Origin of the sequence: Streptomyces montanisoli, from assembly GCF_017813245.1 — a bacterium.
GTDB classification, from domain to species: Bacteria; Actinomycetota; Actinomycetes; order Streptomycetales; family Streptomycetaceae; genus Streptomyces; species Streptomyces montanisoli.
On the sequence record NZ_JAGIQL010000006.1, the window covers coordinates 50695 to 67613 of the forward strand.

Genomic DNA, 16919 nt, shown 5'->3' on the forward strand with positions numbered 1-16919 from the left:
CCCTCGGGTCTCCCCGACGGAGCCAGGGGACGTATCGCCAGCCGCGATGGCATTCAATCATTTACCAGCAGCCATGCACGACGCCTTGAGGCCATTGTCCCGCAGACCAGTGACACACTCGATGCCGATGGCCAGGACCCACCGCCCCAGCGGACTCCCCCGGAGCGGGGACGATCACCCCTCACCGGACGCCGTCCTCGAACGGCTCGCCGCAGGGGCGGGCCGTGCTGCGCGCATCACCCATACGGAGCACCTGCCCCCGAGACCCGGTCGTCATGCAGTCTGGCCCGACCGCATCAGAACCGAGATCATCGCCGCCATCCAGCAGGCGGGCATCGACCACCCGTGGGCCCACCAGGCGGAGGCAGCCGAGCACGCGCTCGACGGCGAGTCGGTCGTGATCGCGACGGGCACGGCCTCCGGCAAGTCACTCGCCTACCTCGCCCCCGTCCTCACCGCGCTCCTGGACGGCTCCGAGGCGCCCAACGGGCGTGGCGCCACCGCCCTCTACCTGGCCCCCACGAAGGCGCTCGCCGCCGACCAGCGCCGCTCGGTGCGCGCCCTGGCCGCGCCGCTGGGCACCGCCGTGCGCCCGGCGGTGTACGACGGCGACACCCCGGTCGAGGAACGCGAATGGGTCAGGCAGTACGCGAACTACGTCCTGACCAATCCCGACATGCTGCACCGCGGCATACTCCCCTCCCATGCGCGCTGGTCCTCCTTCCTGCGCGCGCTGCGCTACGTCGTGATCGACGAGTGCCACACCTACCGCGGCGTCTTCGGCTCTCACGTGGCGCAGGTGCTGCGCCGGCTGCGCCGCGTCTGCGCACGCTACGGCGCGCACCCCGTCTTCCTGCTGGCGTCGGCGACCGCAGCCCAGCCCGCCGTGGCGGCGGAACGCCTCACGGGCCTGCCCGTGCGCGAGGTCGCCGACGACGCCTCGCCGCGCGGCGAGGTCGTCTTCGCCCTGTGGGAGCCCCCTCTCACCGAGTTCCACGGCGAGCGGGGCGCGCCCGTACGCCGCACCGCCACCGCGGAGACCGCCGACCTCCTCACCGACCTGACCGTGCAGGGCGTCCGCACGGTCGCCTTCGTACGCTCGCGGCGCGGTGCGGAGCTGATCTCCGTCATCGCGCAGGAGCGGCTGGCCCAGGTGGACCGCTCGCTGCCGCCCAGGGTCGCCGCCTACCGCGGCGGGTACCTGCCGGAGGAGCGGCGCGCCCTGGAGTCCGCCCTGCACTCCGGCGAGCTCCTCGGCCTGTCCGCCACCACGGCGCTCGAACTCGGCATCGACGTGTCAGGGCTCGACGCCGTGCTGATCACCGGCTACCCGGGGACCCGCGCCTCCCTGTGGCAGCAGGCGGGCCGCGCTGGACGGGCGGGCCAGGGCGCCCTCGCCGTGCTCGTCGCCAGGGACGATCCGCTGGACACCTACCTCGTCCACCATCCGGAGGCCCTGTTCGACCAGCCGGTCGAGTCGACCGTCCTCGACCCGGACAACCCTTACGTCCTCGCCCCCCATCTGTGCGCGGCCGCCGCCGAGATCCCGCTCACGGAGGACGACCTGGAACTGTTCGGGCCCGCATCGGCGGGTCTGCTGCCGCAGCTCGAGGCCGCGGCACTGCTGCGCCGCCGTTCCTCCGGCTGGTTCTGGACGCAGCGCAGGCGCGCGGCAGACCTCGCCGACATCCGCGGCGGTGGCGGCAGCCCCGTGAAGATCGTCGAGGCCGGTACGGGCCGGCTGCTCGGCACGGTCGACGAGGCCGCCGCGCACACGGCCGTCCACGACGGGGCCGTCCACCTCCACCAGGGCCGTACGTACCTGGTGAAGCACCTGGACCTGGCCGACTCCGTCGCGCTCGTCGAGGAGGCGGCACCGCCCTACTCGACGACCGCGCGCGACACCACCGCCATCTCCGTCCTGGAGACGGAGACCGAGATTCCGTGGGGCGCAGGCCGCCTGTGCTACGGGTCCGTCGAGGTCACCAACCAGGTCGTCTCCTTCCTGAGCCGCCGTCTCATCACCGGTGAGGTGCTCGGCGAGACCAAGCTGGACCTGCCGCCGCGCACCCTGCGCACGCGCGCCGTGTGGTGGACCGTCACCGAGGACCAGCTGGACAGCGCGCGCGTCAACCCCGAGCAGCTCGGCGGCGCCCTGCACGCCGCGGAACACGCCTCCATCGGACTCCTCCCTCTCTTCGCCACCTGCGACCGCTGGGACATCGGCGGTGTGTCCGTGCCGCTGCACCCGGACACGCTGCTGCCCACGGTCTTCGTCTACGACGGCCACCCGGGCGGCGCGGGCTTCGCCGAGCGCGCGTTCCGTACGGCACGCTCCTGGCTGAGCGCCACCCGCGAGGCCATCGCCTCCTGCGATTGCGAGGCGGGCTGCCCGTCGTGCATCCAGTCGCCCAAGTGCGGCAACGGCAACGACCCCCTCCACAAGCGCGGAGCCGTGCGCCTCCTGGCGGAACTGCTCAAGGGCGCCCCCCAGGAGGCTCCGGAGCCGGAGGGCCTGCCGGGTCCGAGGACGTCCCCGGCGACGCCGTGAGCCCCGGGCCCGCCCGAGCCAGGGCCGTGGGCTCGTAGGGTCCGGCTCTGACGGCGGCCGTCACCTCCGCGACCTGCCCGTCGAGCACGCACCGCACCAGCCGTGCCCCCTGGGCGCCAGCGACCGTGCGCGCGCCACGGCACGCGGCCGTGCGACCCGCAGGGGCCCGGTCGGCCGCCGCGAGCGCGGCGAGGTCGGCCGCCGCTTCCGCCCGGTGCCGGGCGACGACCGCCTCCCCGAGGGCCAGAACGACGCCGAACAACGCGCACAGCACCGTCGCGGCCACAGCCGTCACCACCGTGGCGTAACCGCGGTCGCCCTCCGACCGCCTCCGGCCGCTCACGGGCCACCTCCCGACGCCCCGGGGCCCCCGGCCGCCGGTTCCGGGACGGCGGCTTTCCCTGCCTGTCCCTGGGCGGTGTCCTCGGCCGCCGCTACCGCCTCGGCGGACAGCTTCAGCGCGAGGGCGCGCGGCCCTGGGACAGGCGCCGCCACCTCGACGTGCCACAGGTCGCCGTGCCTGTCCATGGTGACCTTCGCGCCCTCGGGAGCCACGGACCTGGCCGCGTCGAGCGCGGCCGCTTCCGGTTCCGACCTGGCCGCGGCCCGCGCCCCGGCCCGCGCCGCGTCCACGCACTGGATCTGCGCGGCCGCCGCCATGAGCGCCCAGACGAGAGCCATCGCGAAGGCGACGAGCCCGGGGATGGTCACGGCGGCCTCCGCCGTGACATAGCCCGCGTCGCGCCCGAGGCGGCGGCCCCGGATGTCACTTCGCACTGAGCGCCCGCTCGATCAGCGACTGCAGCGCCCCCTGCACCGTCCCGCTCGTGACGACCTTGTACAGCACCGCCGCGAACGCGCATGCGGCGATCGTGCCCACCGCGTACTCCGACGTCGTCATGCCCGCGTCCGAACGCATCCTCCGCAGCCACAACGCCCTTGCCCACTTCCTCATGACGCTCTCCCCTCGTGTCACGCCTGTAGTCCGTACGCCGGCTCCCCGCCGGTCGCTGTTCTTGCCGGTCGCCGCCCTTGTCCCTCCGGTGCGCCCCGCCACTCAGTCCCGCCTTTCAGCCCCCGCCGAGCAGCCCCTTGGCCAGACCGATCACGACGGGCGCCACGCCCGTGGCGAGGAAGGCCGGCAGGAAGCAGAGGCCCACCGGTCCCGTGATCAGCACCTGCGCCCGTTGCGCCCTGGCCGTGGCCCTCCTGGACCGTTCGGCCCTGAGCCCATCGGCCAGCCGGGCCAGCGGTTCGGCCGCGGGCGCGCCGCTGGCGCAGGCACGCTCCAGGCAGCGGGCCAGCCCCGCCGCGCCCGGTATCTCCCCGAACCGGCCCCACGCCGCGGCCGGTTCGCCCCCGAGCCCGATCTCCGCCGCCGCGCCGGCCAGCCGGTCCCCCACCGGGCCACCGAGGGAGCTCCCGACGGCCTCGGCGGCCTCGCGCGGCCCCGCACCGGCCGCGGTGCAGGCGGCCAGCAGGTCGGCGGCGAGCGGCAGCCGCCGTACCGCCTCATCGGCCGCCGCACGACCCTGCTCGCCCGCCCTCTTCGTGCGCAGCCACCGGCGCAACCCCGCGGCCGCCGCCACGCCCACCAGGGCGCCCGCCAAGCCGCCCACCAGGAACCAGCCCGCCAGGAACGCGCCGAGCAACGGAGCCGCGCGCCGGGCACGGCCCGGCAGAGCCACCCGGGAGAACGCGGGGCCTCGTGCCCGCGCCATCCCGAACAGGGCCGCCGTGCGCCTGCGGACAGCGCGCTCGCCGAGCCGCCCGGACACCGCCATGGCCAGGCATCCGGCCGCGGCCGAAACGGAGACCGTCACCCACAGCCTGTGGAAGAACTCGCCGCTCATCCGGCCTCACCCGCCCGGACGATCCGCCCCGCCCACCACAGCCCCGCGGACTCCAGCAGGGCACCGGCCATGAGACAGGCGATCCCCGCCGGGGTGTGCAGCAGGATTCTGAGCGGGTGGGCGCCCATCGCCGAACCGAGGCCGAGGCCGACCGCGGGCAGCAGCGCGAGCACCGTCACCGTCGACCAGGCGCCGGCGAGCTGGGCGCGCAGCCCCTGCCGCTGGTCGCGCTCCGCCCGGAGCGCCGCCTCCAGCCGATCGAGACCCGCGGCCAGTCCCGCTCCGCCGTCCACGGCCACCTGCCAGCACGTGGCGATCCCGACCAGGCCGTCCGCGCCGGCGGCCGAGGCCGCCCGCCTGAGCGCGGCAGGCACATCCCCGCCGAAGCGGACGGCCGCCACCACCGCCGCCTCGTCCCCGCCCAGGCCACCGGTCATCGCGGACGCGGCCGGCAGCGCACGCGCGGGGTGCAGTCCCGCCCTCAGCTCGCCGGCCGTCGCGCCGCACAGCGCGATCACCGCGTCCGCCCTCCGCTCCGCCGCTCTGCGCAGCCCCGCCGCACGCAGCCTTCGCCGCAGGAGCGGCACCGCCAGCAGGCCGGCGCAGAGCGGCAGCGGGGACGCGCCCACCGCCGCGACCAGTGCTCCGGCCGGCAGGCACAGCCACTCCCGGCCGAGCGAACCGGCACGGCGCCTCAGCCATCCCAGGATTCGGCGGTGCCAGGGCGCGTCGGCGGCCGCGCCGTCGCGGAACAGGGCCCTGGCCCTGCGGCGCCCCTTCCCCGCGCTCACCGCGAACCACACGGCCGCCCCGCCGCACAGGGCGGCGGCGTACGCGCACTCGGCCGCCGACACGGCCGTCACAGCGCACCGCCGACCAGCTCGGTCAGCCGCGCGCACCCCGGCTCGCGGGCGAACCCGCCGGGAGCCCAGCGCAGCGCGGGCACGGGCACCACAAACCCGGCCGCGTCCCGCCGCAGCACATGCACCTCGGCGACGCGCCGCCGCCCTTCCCTGTCCCGGACGAGATGGAGCACGACGGACACGGCTGCCGCCAACTGGCTGTGCAGCGCCGCCCGGTCGAGCCCGGCTGCCGTGCCGAGCGCTTCGAGCCGGGCGGGCACGTCGGCCGCCGCGTTGGCGTGCACCGTGCCGCAGCCGCCCTCGTGGCCGGTGTTGAGCGCGGCCAGAAGATCCGTCACTTCGGCGCCCCGGACCTCGCCGACCACCAGGCGGTCGGGACGCATCCGCAGGGCCTGCCTGACGAGGTCCTTCAACGTCACCTCGCCGGCGCCCTCCTGGTTCGCCGGGCGGGCTTCAAGGCGCACCACATGCGGGTGGTCGGGACGCAGTTCGGCCGAGTCCTCGGCGAGCACGATGCGCTCCCGCGCGCCGACCAGACCGAGCAGCGTGGACAGCAACGTCGTCTTGCCCGTGCCCGTGCCGCCGCTGATGAGGAAGGACAGCCTTGCTTTCACCAAGGCGCGCAGCACCCGCTCGCCGCCCGGCGGAACCGTGCCCGCGGCGGCCAGCTCCGCGAGGGAGAAGGCCCGGGGACGCACCACCCGAAGCGACAGGTAGGCCGAACCGACCGCGATCGGCGGCAGCACCGCGTGCATCCGGGTGCCGTCGGGCAAGCGTGCGTCCGCCCACGGCCGTGCGTCGTCGAGTCGCCTTCCGGCCACGGCGGCCAGGCGCTGGGCGAGCCGCCGCACTGAGCCCGCGTCGGGGAACGCCACGTCCGTCAGCTCCAGGCCGCTGCCCCTGTCCACCCACACCCGGTCGGGCGCCGACACGAGCACGTCGGTCACGAGGCCGTCGGCGAGGAGCGGTTCGAGCGGGCCCGTGCCCACCAGCTCGCTGCGCAACTCCTCCGCCGCGCCCAGTACTTCCGCGTCCCCCAGCAGGCGGCCCTGGGCGCGCAGGGCCGCCGCCACACGCGCGGGTGTCGGCTCGGCGCCGCTCTGCGCGAGGCGCCTGCGCACGGCGTCGAGCATGCCCGCACCGCCCTGCCCGGCGGTCCCCATCACCGTCGCGCTCACGACCGCACGCTCCCGCCCGCACCGAGCGCGCGCTCCCAGAAGGCCCCGCAGAACGAGGCCAAAGGGCCTTTGGCGCGGGCGCCCGGTGGCGCGCCCCGATCGAGCGCGTCGGACAGGCCGGGCTCCGGGGGCAGTTCGCCCGCGAGGGGCAGGCCGAGCGCCTCGGCCACCCATGCGTCGTCGAGGCCGGCCGCGTACGGCGCGCGCACCACGGCGCGCAGGTCCCGCAGCACCATGCGGACCATCGAGGCGACCCTCTCGGCCGCCGCGACCGCTCGCAGCTCCGCGGGCACCACGAGCAGCCCGACGTCGAGCTGGGCCAGCGCCTCGGCAGCCGGCTCGTCGATCCGGCGCGGCAGGTCGACGACCACCACGCCGCCACGCCTTCGCGCAGCGGCGAGCACCGATCGCATGGCATCGGGGCCCACGGCCACCGCATCGCCGCGGTCCCAGCTCAGGACGCGCAGATCGTGCAGGCGGGGCAGTGATTCCTCGAGCGCCGTCCCCGCGACGCGGCCCTTCGACGCGGCGAAGTCCGGCCAGCGCCTGCCGTCCGCCTGCTCGGCTCCGAGCAGGACATCGAGCCCGCCGCCGAGTGGGTCCGCGTCGACCAGCATCGTCCGCCGTCCCGCCCGGGCCGCCGTGACCGCGAGCGCGCAGGCCAGCGTGGAGGCTCCGGCGCCGCCACGCCCGCCGATGACCCCGACCGTGACCGCGTGTTCGGCGGCGCCCTCCGCAGCGTCCGCGAGGCGATCGACGAGCCATCCCTCCGCGTCGGGCAGGCACACCACGCACTCAGCGCCGATCTCCACCGCCCGCTGCCACACCGCCGGATCGTCCTCGTCCCGCCCGACGAGCACGACGCCGGGTCTGCGAACGGCGCCACGGCACCTGGCCGCCGCGTCGTCCCCGACGAGTACGAGCGGCGCCGCCTCCCAACTGCCCCGTTCCTCGGGGAGCTTGTGGTGCACCGCCGGGTCGGCGCCGGCGGCGGCGCAGAGCCGCAGCAGATCGTCGAGCAGCTCCACGTCCTCTGTGAGGATCAGCGGCCGCGCCCCGCGGGCGCCCGCCTCCCCCGACTTCCCCGATGCCATGGGCACGGCCATGTCATCGCCCCCTGTCCCGTATCCGTGTACGTGCGGGATCGCGGGATCCGCGGGAGTCTCCTTGAACACTCCCGGAAGATCCGGTTTCAGCGATTCCGGCTACTGCGGACTTCGCAGCCGAAATCAGGCTGCACCGCTCCGGGAAATCATGGGGATCTTGCTCGAAAACTGTGGACAACTCGGCGAATGTGAATAACTCGGTAGCTCAAACCGGTGACTTCTGCCGAACACCGCCCTGGTTACGCATCGTGACGCCCATGGTTGGGCAGGAACCCCTCGGACAGGGGCGGACGAGCGGAGGCGAGGGCGTGGCGTACGAGCGCGGGAATGAGCGGAAACGCATCCGGACATGCGACGACCCCCGCCGGGGGGGAGAGCGGGGGTCGTCCCCACGGCCGACTCGGGGGGGGAGGAGCCGGACCGGGTTAGACACGGTCGCGAACGATCCGTGACTTCCATGGTGTACCCGAGAGCCTTCTCGAGCAAACCCACACGCCGCACCTTACGCCGAATGGTGGGCGCATATGCTCGGGGCGTGGAAAAAGACTACTTGCCACGTACAGCAGCCTTCTTCGACCTGGACAAGACGGTCATTGCCAAGTCGTCCACGTTGACCTTCAGCAGGTCCTTCTACCATGGCGGTCTGATCAACCGCCGCGCCGTACTGCGGACCGCGTACGCGCAGTTCGTCTTCCTGGCCGGGGGCGCCGACCACGACCAGATGGAGCGCATGCGGCAGTACCTGTCCTCGTTGTGCAAGGGGTGGAACGTCCGGCAGGTGAAGGAGATCGTCGCCGAGACCCTGCACGATCTGATCGACCCCATCATCTACGACGAGGCCGCCTCGCTCATCGAGGATCACCACGCCGCCGGCCGCGACGTGGTGATCGTCTCCACTTCCGGCGCCGAAGTGGTGGAGCCCATCGGCCAGTTGCTGGGCGCCGACCGGGTCGTGGCGACGCGGATGGTGGTGGGTGCCGACGGTTGCTTCACGGGCGAGGTGGAGTACTACGCCTACGGCCCGACGAAGGCGGAGGCCGTGCGGGCACTCGCCGCCTCGGAGGGGTACGACCTCGCCCGCTGCTACGCGTACAGCGACTCGGCGACGGACGTGCCGATGCTGGAGTCGGTCGGCCACCCCTTCGCGGTCAATCCGGACCGGGCGCTGCGCCGCGAGGCCGCCGCACGCGAGTGGCCGGTGCTCGTCTTCGACCGGCCGGTGCGGCTCAAGCAGAGGCTGCCCGACTTCTCCATGCCCCCGCGACCCGCGCTCGTGGCAGCCGTCGCGGTCGGCGCGGCCGTCGCCACCGCGGGTCTGGTCTGGTACACGGCGAACCGCAGGAACGCGACCGCTTGACGCCTCACACCAGTGGTGGTCTTGCCCCCTTTTGACGCCAATAGTAAAGAAGCGGGGCCACGGGTTCCGCCCCGCCGCCGACAGGAGTACAAAGGAATCAAGGCCCGCGGGACCAAGGACATCCGAGAGGATCACCTCACACACGCACAGGCCACACGGACCGAGCACGGAAACCGAGCACCCACGCGACGTCGACCCGTCGATTACGGGCCAGCCGCACCAGGTCACGGGCGAAGTACCCGACCTGATGGGCAAACATTCGAGGACGCTTGGTAACCCGGCGACCGTGCCAGCGGCGGCACCCACGGTGCCGCCGCATTTCTGTCGCCCGGCGGCCGGCCGTCAGGCGGCCCCGCGCTGGAGCGCCTCGCAGACCGCGGTCGACTCCCTGACGCCGAGTTCGACCGCCTGCCCGCAGTGCGCGATCCAGGCGGCCATGCCACCCGGCGTGCCGGACAAGTAGCCCTCGAAGGCGGCCGCGTACGCCGCACGCCCCAGCTCCGCGTGGCCCACCTCGGCAGGGCAGATCGACTTCGGGTCGAGTCCGGAATCGATCAGCACGATCCGCTCGGCCGCACGCGCCACCACACCGTTGTACGAGCCGAAGGGCCGCAGGGCCAGCAGCTCGCCGTGCACGACCGCCGCGGTCACCAGCGCCGGCGCGTCGGTCCCCGCCAGCACCAGCTCCGTCAGCCCGTCGAGTCGTCCCGCCACCTCGTCGGGGCCGGGCAGCGGCGCCTCCGCCACCGGCCCCGGGGCGTCTGCGCCCGGCGCCTCCACGACCGGCTCGCCCGCCAGGCGGGGGCGCCCGACCCGCTCGTCCTCGACGCTCGCCCTGCCGGCGGCGACCAGGTGCAGCCTGGCCAGCACGCGCACCGGCGACTGGCGCCACACCGAAAGCAGCTGCCCAGCCTCCGCCGTCACGCGCAATGCCGCGCCCACCGCGCGCGCCTCGGCCTCCGCACCGAAGTCGCTGCGCCTGCGTACCTCTTCGAGTCGCCAGTCCGCGCCCGACAGCGCGGCCGAGCCTCGCGCGGCGCGCAGCGCGGCCTCCGAGGTGACCTCCGTACCGCGGCGCCGCATCACCCGGTGGCCGTAGACGCGGTCGACGGCCTTGCGCACGGACTCCACCGCTTCGGGCACGCCCGGCAGGGAAGCCAGGGCGGCGAGCGGATCCTCCCGCCGCGGCCCCGCCGGACGCGGGGTGCCGGCCGGACGCGGGGTGCCGGCCTGGCGTGAACCGGAAGAGGGAACCGAACCGGAAGAGGAAGCCGGACCGGAACCGGAACCGGAACCGGAAGGGGAAGCCGAGCCGGAGGAGGAGGCGTCAGAGGCGGACGTACTCATAAGCAGGGAGGCTACGCGCCCGTACAGCACCACCCACCCGGGAGTGGGCATCTTCACGGAACTCGGCGACTCACCGCAGCGTATCGACTACGGTACGTGAACATGAAGATCGCTTTCGTGGGCAAGGGCGGCAGCGGCAAGACCACGCTGTCCTCGCTCTTCATCCGCGGCCTGGCCGCCGACGGCACACCCGTCATGGCGGTGGACGCCGACATCAACCAGCATCTCGGCGCCGCGCTCGGCCTGACCGACGAGCAGGCCGCCGCGCTCCCCGCGATGGGCGCGCACCTCCCGTTGATCAAGGAGTACCTGCGCGGCGGCAACGCCCGCATCGCCTCGGCCGAGACGATGATCAAGACCACGCCGCCGGGCGCGGGCTCGCGCCTGCTGCGCGTCGTGGAGGACAACCCCGTGTACGACGCCTGCGCGCGCGATGTGCGGCTCGACGACGGCACGATCCGGCTGATGGCCACGGGCCCGTTCACCGAGGCCGACCTCGGCGTCGCCTGCTATCACTCCAAGGTGGGCGCGGTCGAACTGTGCCTGAACCACCTCGTGGACGGTCCCGGCGAGTACGTCGTGGTCGACATGACGGCCGGCTCCGACTCCTTCGCCTCCGGGATGTTCACGCGGTTCGACATGACGTTCCTGGTGGCGGAGCCGACCCGCAAGGGCGTCTCCGTGTACCGGCAGTACAAGGAGTACGCCCGCGACTTCGGCGTCGCGCTGCGCGTCGTCGGCAACAAGGTGCAGGACGAGGCGGACCTGAGGTTCCTGCGCGACGAGGTCGGCGACGACCTGCTCGTCACGCTCTCCCACTCCGACTGGGTCCGTGCCATGGAGAAGGGCCGGCCCGCGCCGTTCGCCACGCTGGAATCGGCGAACCGGGCGGCGCTCGACACGCTCAAGGCCGCCGCGCTGCGGTCGTACGAGCAGCGGGACTGGGCCCGCTACACCCGCCAGATGGTGCACTTCCACCTGAAGAACGCGGAGAGCTGGGGCAACGCGAAGACGGGCGCGGATCTGGCGTCGCAGGTCGACCCCGCCTTCGTCCTGGGCGAGACGGTGCCGGTGCCGTAGGGACACGGCACCGCCCGGGCCGCCCCTGCTCCCGCCCTCGCGGCGGCGCGCGTCCGGGGCTCCCTCCGGGTCCATCCGTGAGAGGGTGTTGGCCCCTCCCCGCCTCGGCGGCGAGGGGCCGTTCGCGGCCCTTGACGGGCCGTCCGCCACGGAACGGCGCGCTCGCACAGAGGTCTAAACCAATTGCCCGTTTGCTCTTGTCACGTGGGCGTCCGGCTGATGAGCTAGCGGGGGAAACGTAGGACGCCCTGGGAATGGGAGATGTCGTGAGCAAAGAGAGCCTGGCCAATCTGCTCAAGGAAGAGCGGCGGTTCGCCCCGCCTGCCGATCTGGCCGCGCACGCCAACGTGAAGGCGGACGCGTACGCCCGGGCCACGACGGACCGGCTGGGGTTCTGGGCCGACCAGGCGAAACGGCTGACCTGGGCCACCGAGCCGACGGAGACCCTCGACTGGTCGAATCCGCCGTTCGCCAAGTGGTTCGCCGACGGCAAGCTGAACGTGGCGTACAACTGCGTGGACCGCCATGTGGAGGCCGGCAACGGCGACCGGGTCGCCATCCACTTCGAGGGCGAGCCGGGCGACGGCCGGAGCCTGACCTACGCGCAGCTCAAGGACGAGGTCTCCAAGGCCGCCAACGCGCTCCTCGAACTCGGCGTGCGCACGGGCGACCGCGTCGCCGTCTACATGCCGATGATCCCCGAGGCCGTCGTCGCGATGCTGGCCTGCGCCAGGATCGGCGCCCCTCACTCGGTCGTCTTCGGCGGCTTCTCCGCGGACGCCGTGGCCTCCCGCATCCAGGACGCCGACGCCAAGCTCGTCATCACGGCCGACGGCGGCTACCGGCGCGGCAAGCCGAGCGCGCTGAAGCCGGCGATCGACGACGCCGTCGCCAAGTGCCCGCAGGTCGAGCACGTCCTGGTGGTCCGCAGGACCGGCCAGGAGACGGCGTTCGACACGAGCCGCGACGTGTGGTGGCACGACATCGTGGACCGCCAGTCCACGGAGCACACGCCCGAGGCGTTCGACGCCGAGCACCCGCTGTACATCCTCTACACCTCGGGCACGACGGGTAAGCCGAAGGGCATCCTGCACACGTCGGGCGGCTACCTCACGCAGACGGCGTACACACACAACGCGGTCTTCGACCTCAAGCCGGAGAGCGACGTGTACTGGTGCACCGCCGACATCGGCTGGGTCACCGGGCACTCGTACATCGTCTACGGGCCGCTCGCCAACGGCGTCACGCAGGTGATGTACGAGGGCACGCCCGACACCCCGCACCAGGGCCGCTTCTGGGAGATCGTGCAGAAGTACGGCGTCACGCTGCTCTACGCGGCGCCGACCGCGATCCGTACGTTCATGAAGTGGGGCGACGACATCCCCGCCCGCTTCGACCTGTCCAGCCTGCGCGTGCTCGGCTCCGTGGGCGAGCCGATCAACCCCGAGGCGTGGATCTGGTACCGGGAGAAGATCGGCGCCGGGAAGACCCCGGTCGTCGACACCTGGTGGCAGACGGAGACGGGCGCGATCATGATCTCGCCGCTGCCCGGCGTGACCGAGACCAAGCCGGGCTCCGCGCAGTGCCCGCTGCCCGGTATCTCGGCCACCGTCGTGGACGACGAGGGCAACGAGGTGCCCGACGGGGGCGGCGGCTACCTGGTGCTGACCGAGCCGTGGCCGTCGATGCTGCGCACGGTCTGGGGCGACGACCAGCGCTACATCGACACGTACTGGTCGCGCTTCGAGGGCAAGTACTTCGCGGGCGACGGCGCGAAGAAGGACGACGACGGCGACATCTGGCTGCTCGGCCGGGTCGACGACGTCATGCTGATCTCCGGGCACAACATCTCGACGACCGAGGTCGAGTCGGCGCTCGTCTCCCACCCGAAGGTCGCCGAGGCGGCCGTCGTCGGGGCGGCGGACGAGACGACGGGCCAGGCGATCGTCGCCTTCGTGATCCTGCGCGGCACGGCGTCGGTGGACGACGGCCTCGTCGCCGAGTTGCGCGACCACGTGGGCGCCACCCTCGGCCCGATCGCCAAGCCGAAGCGGATCCTGCCGGTGGCGGAGCTGCCGAAGACGCGCTCCGGCAAGATCATGCGGCGGCTGCTGCGGGACGTGGCGGAGAACCGCCAGCTCGGCGACGTCACCACGCTCACCGACGCGTCCGTCATGGAGCTCATCCAGAGCCAGCTGCCGACGGCCGCCAGCGACGACTGAGCACGCTGAAGCGGGGGTGTCCGGCACGCGGAGTGCCGGGCACCCCCGCTTCCGTGCGTACGACCTTTCGTACGTACGACGGGTGATCCGGGGTACCCATGACCAACGCCGCCGCGTACTGGCGGCCCGATCCGACAGCCCTATCCGGGGGCAACGCGCGGGGGCAACGCGCGGGGACGGCGGCGGTCCGGCATGATCTGACAACAGATACGAAGCACGCGGACACGTAGTACCCGAGTACGCGGACACGAAGTACAAGAGAACGGTTACGGCCGAGGAGAGGGAGTCACCGATGAGCGACCCCGACAAGCAGGTTGCCGATGCGCTGAAGGCGGGCACCGTCGTCGAAGCCGTACCCGCCGACCGCAGTCTCGGCCAGCTGGTCGCCGCCGCAACCGCCGAGATGTCGGAGCTGATGCACGACGAGATCGCGCTCGCCAAGGCTGAGCTGCGGCAGGACGTGAAGAAGGGCGCGATCGGCGGCGCCGCGGGCAGCGTGGCCGGGATCATGGCGCTGTTCTCGCTGCCCATGTTCAGCTTCGCGGCCGCGTACGGCATCCACAACCTCGGCCTCGGCCTCGCCTGGTCGTTCCTGATCGTCGCCGGTGCCTTCGTGGTCATCGCGGGTCTCGCGGGCGGCATCGCGGCGCTCGTCCTGAAGAAGATCAAGCCGCCGAAGAAGTCGATCGCGGCGGCCAAGGACACCGCGTCCGTCCTGCAGAAGGCCAAGCCGCACCCGCGGGAGCTGGCGACCGGCACATCGGAGTCCAAGTCTGTGGCACGCTCGTCTGCATGACGGCCCCTGAATCAGCCGTACGCGTCGACGGCCCCTGGATCCACCGCGACGTGGCCGCCAACGGTGCGCGCTTCCACATCGCCGAGCTGGGCGAGGGGCCGCTCGTGCTGCTCCTGCACGGGTTCCCGCAGTTCTGGTGGACGTGGCGCCACCAGATGGTGGCGCTCGCCGACGCCGGGTACCGTGCCGTCGCCATGGACCTGCGCGGCGTGGGCGGCAGCGACCGCACGCCGCGCGGCTACGACCCGGCCAACCTCGCCCTCGACATCACGGGCGTCATACGCTCCCTCGGCGAGCCGGACGCCGCGCTCGTCGGGCACGACCTCGGCGGCTACCTCGCGTGGACGGCGGCGGTGATGCGCCCGAAACTGGTCAGACGGCTGGTCGTGAGCTCGATGCCGCACCCACGGCGCTGGCGCTCCGCGATGCTCTCCGACTTCGCGCAGACGCGCGCCGGCTCGTACGTGTGGGGCTTCCAGCGGCCCTGGATCCCCGAGCGCAAGCTGGTGGCGGACGACGCCGAGCTGGTGGGCGAGCTGATCAGGGACTGGTCGGGACCGGAGAAGCCGGACGACAAGGCGATCGCGACGTACCGGCGCGCGATGCTCGTCCCGTCGACGGCGCACTGCGCGATCGAGCCGTACCGCTGGATGGTGCGCTCGCTCGCCCGCCCCGACGGCATCCAGTTCTACCGGCGCATGAAGCGCCCGGTCCGGGTGCCCACGCTGCAGCTGCACGGGTCGGCCGACCCGGCGATGCGGACGCGTTCCACGGCGGGGTCCGTCGAGTACGTGGAGGGCGCGTACCGGTGGCGGCTCTTCGACGGTCTGGGCCACTTCCCGCACGAGGAGGACCCGCTCGCGTTCTCCACGGAGCTGCTCACCTGGCTGGCGGACAGCACGCAGGACCGATGAGCCGTCGCTCGGCCGCCCGAACGGGTGGACTTCGTACGCCTATCCTATGAGCTGCCAAATGCCGGGCGCATAGGCCGATTGGCTCTCACTCAGGCGGTTACGGACCATGGGGCGGGGGCACACGTCGGGTATGGGCTGGACGCACGATCACGGTGACGCAGCACGCAAGAGGCACACATCGGCCGCCACGCCGATCACGCACCCGAGGGGTGACATCAGCCGGGCAGAGGCCGACGCGAGGCTCGAGCTCGGAATCCCCCGCATCATCCGCCGCAGGGCCCGCTGGGTCTCGGCGCGGCTGCGCCACCCGCGCGGCGCCACGGCGACCTGACACCTGACGCGTCGGCAGATGACGCACCGGCAGAGACGGCATACGGCCGTACGCGCGTGACGCCGGCCACGGCCGACGTCCCCGCCACGTCCGGCGTCCCCGCCGCGGCTACAGCGCGCACCCCTGCGTACTGACCTGCTGGTCGGCCGTCCTGCCCGCCTTGACGTCGGGCTTGATCTCGTCCGCCGTCAGTGCGTAGCCGGTGCTGTTGTCGTCCAGGGACCGCGCGAAGATCACGCCGTACACCTTGCCGTCGGGGGTCAGCAGCGGTCCGCCGGAGTTGCCCTGACGCACCGTCGCGTACAGCGAGTACACGTCGCGGGTGACGTTGCCACGGTGGTAGATGTCGGGGCCGCTGGCGTCGATCCTGCCGCGCACGCGCGCCGAGCGGACGTCGTACGCGCCGTTCTCGGGGAAGCCCGCGACGATGGCGCTGTCGCCGCTGCTCGCGTCGGTGGCGCTGAACTTGAGCGGTGTCGCGTGCAGGCCCGGCACGTCGAGGACGGCGATGTCGCGCTGCCAGTCGTAGAGGACGACCTTCGCGTCGTACAGCCGGCCCTTGCCGCCGATCTGCACGGTCGGATCGCTCACTCCGCCCACGACGTGCGCGTTGGTGATCACCCTGTCCTTGGTGAAGGCGAAGCCGGAGCCCTCCAGCACCTTGCCGCAGCCGGACGCCGTGCCGACGACCTTCATGATCGACTTCTGCGCCCTGGCCGCCACCGGGCTGCCCGCGAGCGCCGGGTCCGGCGCCTTGACCTGGGTGATCGGCTCATTGGCGAACGGGCTGAAGACCTGCGGGAACCCGTTCTGGGAAACGACGGAGGAGAAGTCGGTGAACCACGTGGTGGCCTTGTTCGGCATCACGTTGGAGACACCGAGCAGCACCTTCGAGCCGCGCACCTCCCTGCCGATCGTGGGCAGGGACGTCACGGCGAGCGCCGACCCGAGCAGCCACGCGACCAGCAGCATCGCGACGACGTTGACCACCGCGCCGCCCGTCGCGTCCAGGGCGCGCGCGGGCGACCAGGTGATGAACTTGCGGAGCCGGTTGCCGAGGTGCGTGGTGAACGCCTGCCCGACCGAGGCGCAGACGATGACGATGACGACCGCGATGATGGCCGCGGTCGTGGACACGTTGGCGTCCTGGGTCAGCTGCTTCCACGCCAGCGGCAGCAGGTAGACGGCCACGAGACCGCCGCCGAGGAACCCCACCACCGACAGGATGCCGACGACGAACCCTTGTCTGTACCCGATGACCGCGAACCACACCGCGGCGACCAGCAGCAGGATGTCGAGCACGTTCACCGTCAGTTGCCTC

At 72.8% G+C, this 16919-nt stretch carries 16 protein-coding genes; 7 read left to right on the forward strand and 9 right to left on the reverse strand.

Annotated features, from left to right (window positions below; genetic code table 11):
- The first annotated feature begins 46 nt into the window (after positions 1–46).
- Complete coding sequence (gene sftH, locus JFN87_RS03145; protein WP_209338283.1) at positions 47–2551, forward strand: DEAD/DEAH box helicase; 2505 nt, start codon at positions 47–49, stop codon at positions 2549–2551.
- Here the strand turns inward: sftH and JFN87_RS03150 are convergent.
- The 7 genes from JFN87_RS03150 to ssd form a co-directional block, all read right to left on the reverse strand.
- Positions 2478–2894 (reverse strand): Rv3654c family TadE-like protein, encoded by a 417-nt coding sequence (locus JFN87_RS03150; protein WP_209338284.1) that lies wholly within the window; start codon positions 2892–2894, stop codon positions 2478–2480. The two genes, sftH and JFN87_RS03150, sit on opposite strands and share 74 nt — an antisense overlap.
- Entirely contained in the window at positions 2891–3262 is a 372-nt protein-coding gene (locus tag JFN87_RS03155; RefSeq protein ID WP_307865276.1) for a TadE family type IV pilus minor pilin, read from the reverse strand. The genes JFN87_RS03150 and JFN87_RS03155 overlap by 4 nt, the downstream gene beginning before the upstream one ends.
- A 55-nt stretch (positions 3263–3317) precedes the next feature.
- Entirely contained in the window at positions 3318–3506 is a 189-nt protein-coding gene (locus JFN87_RS03160) for a DUF4244 domain-containing protein (protein ID WP_030898461.1), read from the reverse strand.
- 115 nt (positions 3507–3621) lie between these two features.
- Positions 3622–4404, reverse strand: a complete 783-nt coding sequence (locus JFN87_RS03165) for a type II secretion system F family protein (RefSeq protein ID WP_209338286.1) — start codon at positions 4402–4404, stop codon at positions 3622–3624.
- On the reverse strand, positions 4401–5267 hold the full coding sequence (locus tag JFN87_RS03170; protein ID WP_209338287.1) for a type II secretion system F family protein: 867 nt from the start codon (positions 5265–5267) through the stop codon (positions 4401–4403). The genes JFN87_RS03165 and JFN87_RS03170 overlap by 4 nt, the downstream gene beginning before the upstream one ends.
- Positions 5264–6430 carry a TadA family conjugal transfer-associated ATPase gene (locus JFN87_RS03175; protein WP_209338318.1) on the reverse strand — a complete coding sequence of 389 codons (1167 nt, stop codon included), beginning with the start codon at positions 6428–6430 and terminating at the stop codon, positions 5264–5266. The genes JFN87_RS03170 and JFN87_RS03175 overlap by 4 nt, the downstream gene beginning before the upstream one ends.
- A gap of 11 nt (positions 6431–6441) precedes the next feature.
- Entirely contained in the window at positions 6442–7551 is a 1110-nt protein-coding gene (ssd, locus tag JFN87_RS03180; RefSeq protein ID WP_209338288.1) for a septum site-determining protein Ssd, read from the reverse strand.
- A 511-nt stretch (positions 7552–8062) separates the two neighbouring features.
- On the opposite strand from ssd, the gene JFN87_RS03185 reads away from it, so the two are divergent.
- Positions 8063–8908: an HAD-IB family hydrolase gene (locus JFN87_RS03185; RefSeq protein ID WP_209338289.1), complete on the forward strand. Its 846-nt coding sequence runs from the start codon at positions 8063–8065 to the stop codon at positions 8906–8908.
- A 342-nt stretch (positions 8909–9250) separates the two neighbouring features.
- Here JFN87_RS03185 and JFN87_RS03190 read toward each other — a convergent pair whose 3' ends face one another.
- On the reverse strand, positions 9251–10069 hold the full coding sequence (locus JFN87_RS03190; protein WP_209338319.1) for a Fic family protein: 819 nt from the start codon (positions 10067–10069) through the stop codon (positions 9251–9253).
- 288 nt (positions 10070–10357) lie between these two features.
- Between JFN87_RS03190 and JFN87_RS03195 the strand changes: the two genes are divergently transcribed.
- The 5 genes from JFN87_RS03195 (at position 10358) to JFN87_RS33420 (ending at position 15598) form a co-directional block, all read left to right on the forward strand.
- Complete coding sequence (locus tag JFN87_RS03195; RefSeq protein WP_209338290.1) at positions 10358–11335, forward strand: ATP-binding protein; 978 nt, start codon at positions 10358–10360, stop codon at positions 11333–11335.
- A 266-nt stretch (positions 11336–11601) separates the two neighbouring features.
- Positions 11602–13557, forward strand: a complete 1956-nt coding sequence (gene acs / locus JFN87_RS03200) for an acetate--CoA ligase (RefSeq protein ID WP_209338291.1) — start codon at positions 11602–11604, stop codon at positions 13555–13557.
- A 292-nt stretch (positions 13558–13849) separates the two neighbouring features.
- Positions 13850–14353: a phage holin family protein gene (locus tag JFN87_RS03205; protein WP_209338292.1), complete on the forward strand. Its 504-nt coding sequence runs from the start codon at positions 13850–13852 to the stop codon at positions 14351–14353.
- The gene (locus JFN87_RS03210; protein WP_209338293.1) at positions 14350–15267 is read left to right on the forward strand and encodes an alpha/beta fold hydrolase; all 918 of its coding nucleotides are present in this window, start codon (positions 14350–14352) and stop codon (positions 15265–15267) included. Before JFN87_RS03205 ends, JFN87_RS03210 begins: the two co-directional genes overlap by 4 nt.
- Positions 15268–15397: 130 nt before the next feature.
- Positions 15398–15598 (forward strand): hypothetical protein, encoded by a 201-nt coding sequence (locus tag JFN87_RS33420; protein ID WP_245178650.1) that lies wholly within the window; start codon positions 15398–15400, stop codon positions 15596–15598.
- A 108-nt stretch (positions 15599–15706) separates the two neighbouring features.
- Here JFN87_RS33420 and JFN87_RS03215 read toward each other — a convergent pair whose 3' ends face one another.
- The gene (locus JFN87_RS03215) at positions 15707–16906 is read right to left on the reverse strand and encodes a MarP family serine protease (protein WP_209338320.1); all 1200 of its coding nucleotides are present in this window, start codon (positions 16904–16906) and stop codon (positions 15707–15709) included.
- Between the last annotated feature and the right edge of the window lie 13 nt (positions 16907–16919).

What these genes read in the sequence shown, in the direction of transcription:
- sftH (WP_209338283.1), top strand. Translation starts at nt 47, where the DNA reads ATGGCATTCAATCATTTACCAGCAGCCATGCACGACGCCTTGAGGCCA.
- JFN87_RS03160 (WP_030898461.1), bottom strand. Translation starts at nt 3,506, where the DNA reads ATGAGGAAGTGGGCAAGGGCGTTGTGGCTGCGGAGGATGCGTTCGGAC.
- JFN87_RS03165 (WP_209338286.1), bottom strand. Translation starts at nt 4,404, where the DNA reads ATGAGCGGCGAGTTCTTCCACAGGCTGTGGGTGACGGTCTCCGTTTCG.
- JFN87_RS03175 (WP_209338318.1), bottom strand. Translation starts at nt 6,430, where the DNA reads ATGGGGACCGCCGGGCAGGGCGGTGCGGGCATGCTCGACGCCGTGCGC.
- ssd (WP_209338288.1), bottom strand. Translation starts at nt 7,551, where the DNA reads ATGGCCGTGCCCATGGCATCGGGGAAGTCGGGGGAGGCGGGCGCCCGC.
- JFN87_RS03185 (WP_209338289.1), top strand. Translation starts at nt 8,063, where the DNA reads ATGGTGGGCGCATATGCTCGGGGCGTGGAAAAAGACTACTTGCCACGT.
- JFN87_RS03195 (WP_209338290.1), top strand. Translation starts at nt 10,358, where the DNA reads ATGAAGATCGCTTTCGTGGGCAAGGGCGGCAGCGGCAAGACCACGCTG.
- JFN87_RS03205 (WP_209338292.1), top strand. Translation starts at nt 13,850, where the DNA reads ATGAGCGACCCCGACAAGCAGGTTGCCGATGCGCTGAAGGCGGGCACC.
- JFN87_RS03210 (WP_209338293.1), top strand. Translation starts at nt 14,350, where the DNA reads ATGACGGCCCCTGAATCAGCCGTACGCGTCGACGGCCCCTGGATCCAC.
- JFN87_RS33420 (WP_245178650.1), top strand. Translation starts at nt 15,398, where the DNA reads ATGGGCTGGACGCACGATCACGGTGACGCAGCACGCAAGAGGCACACA.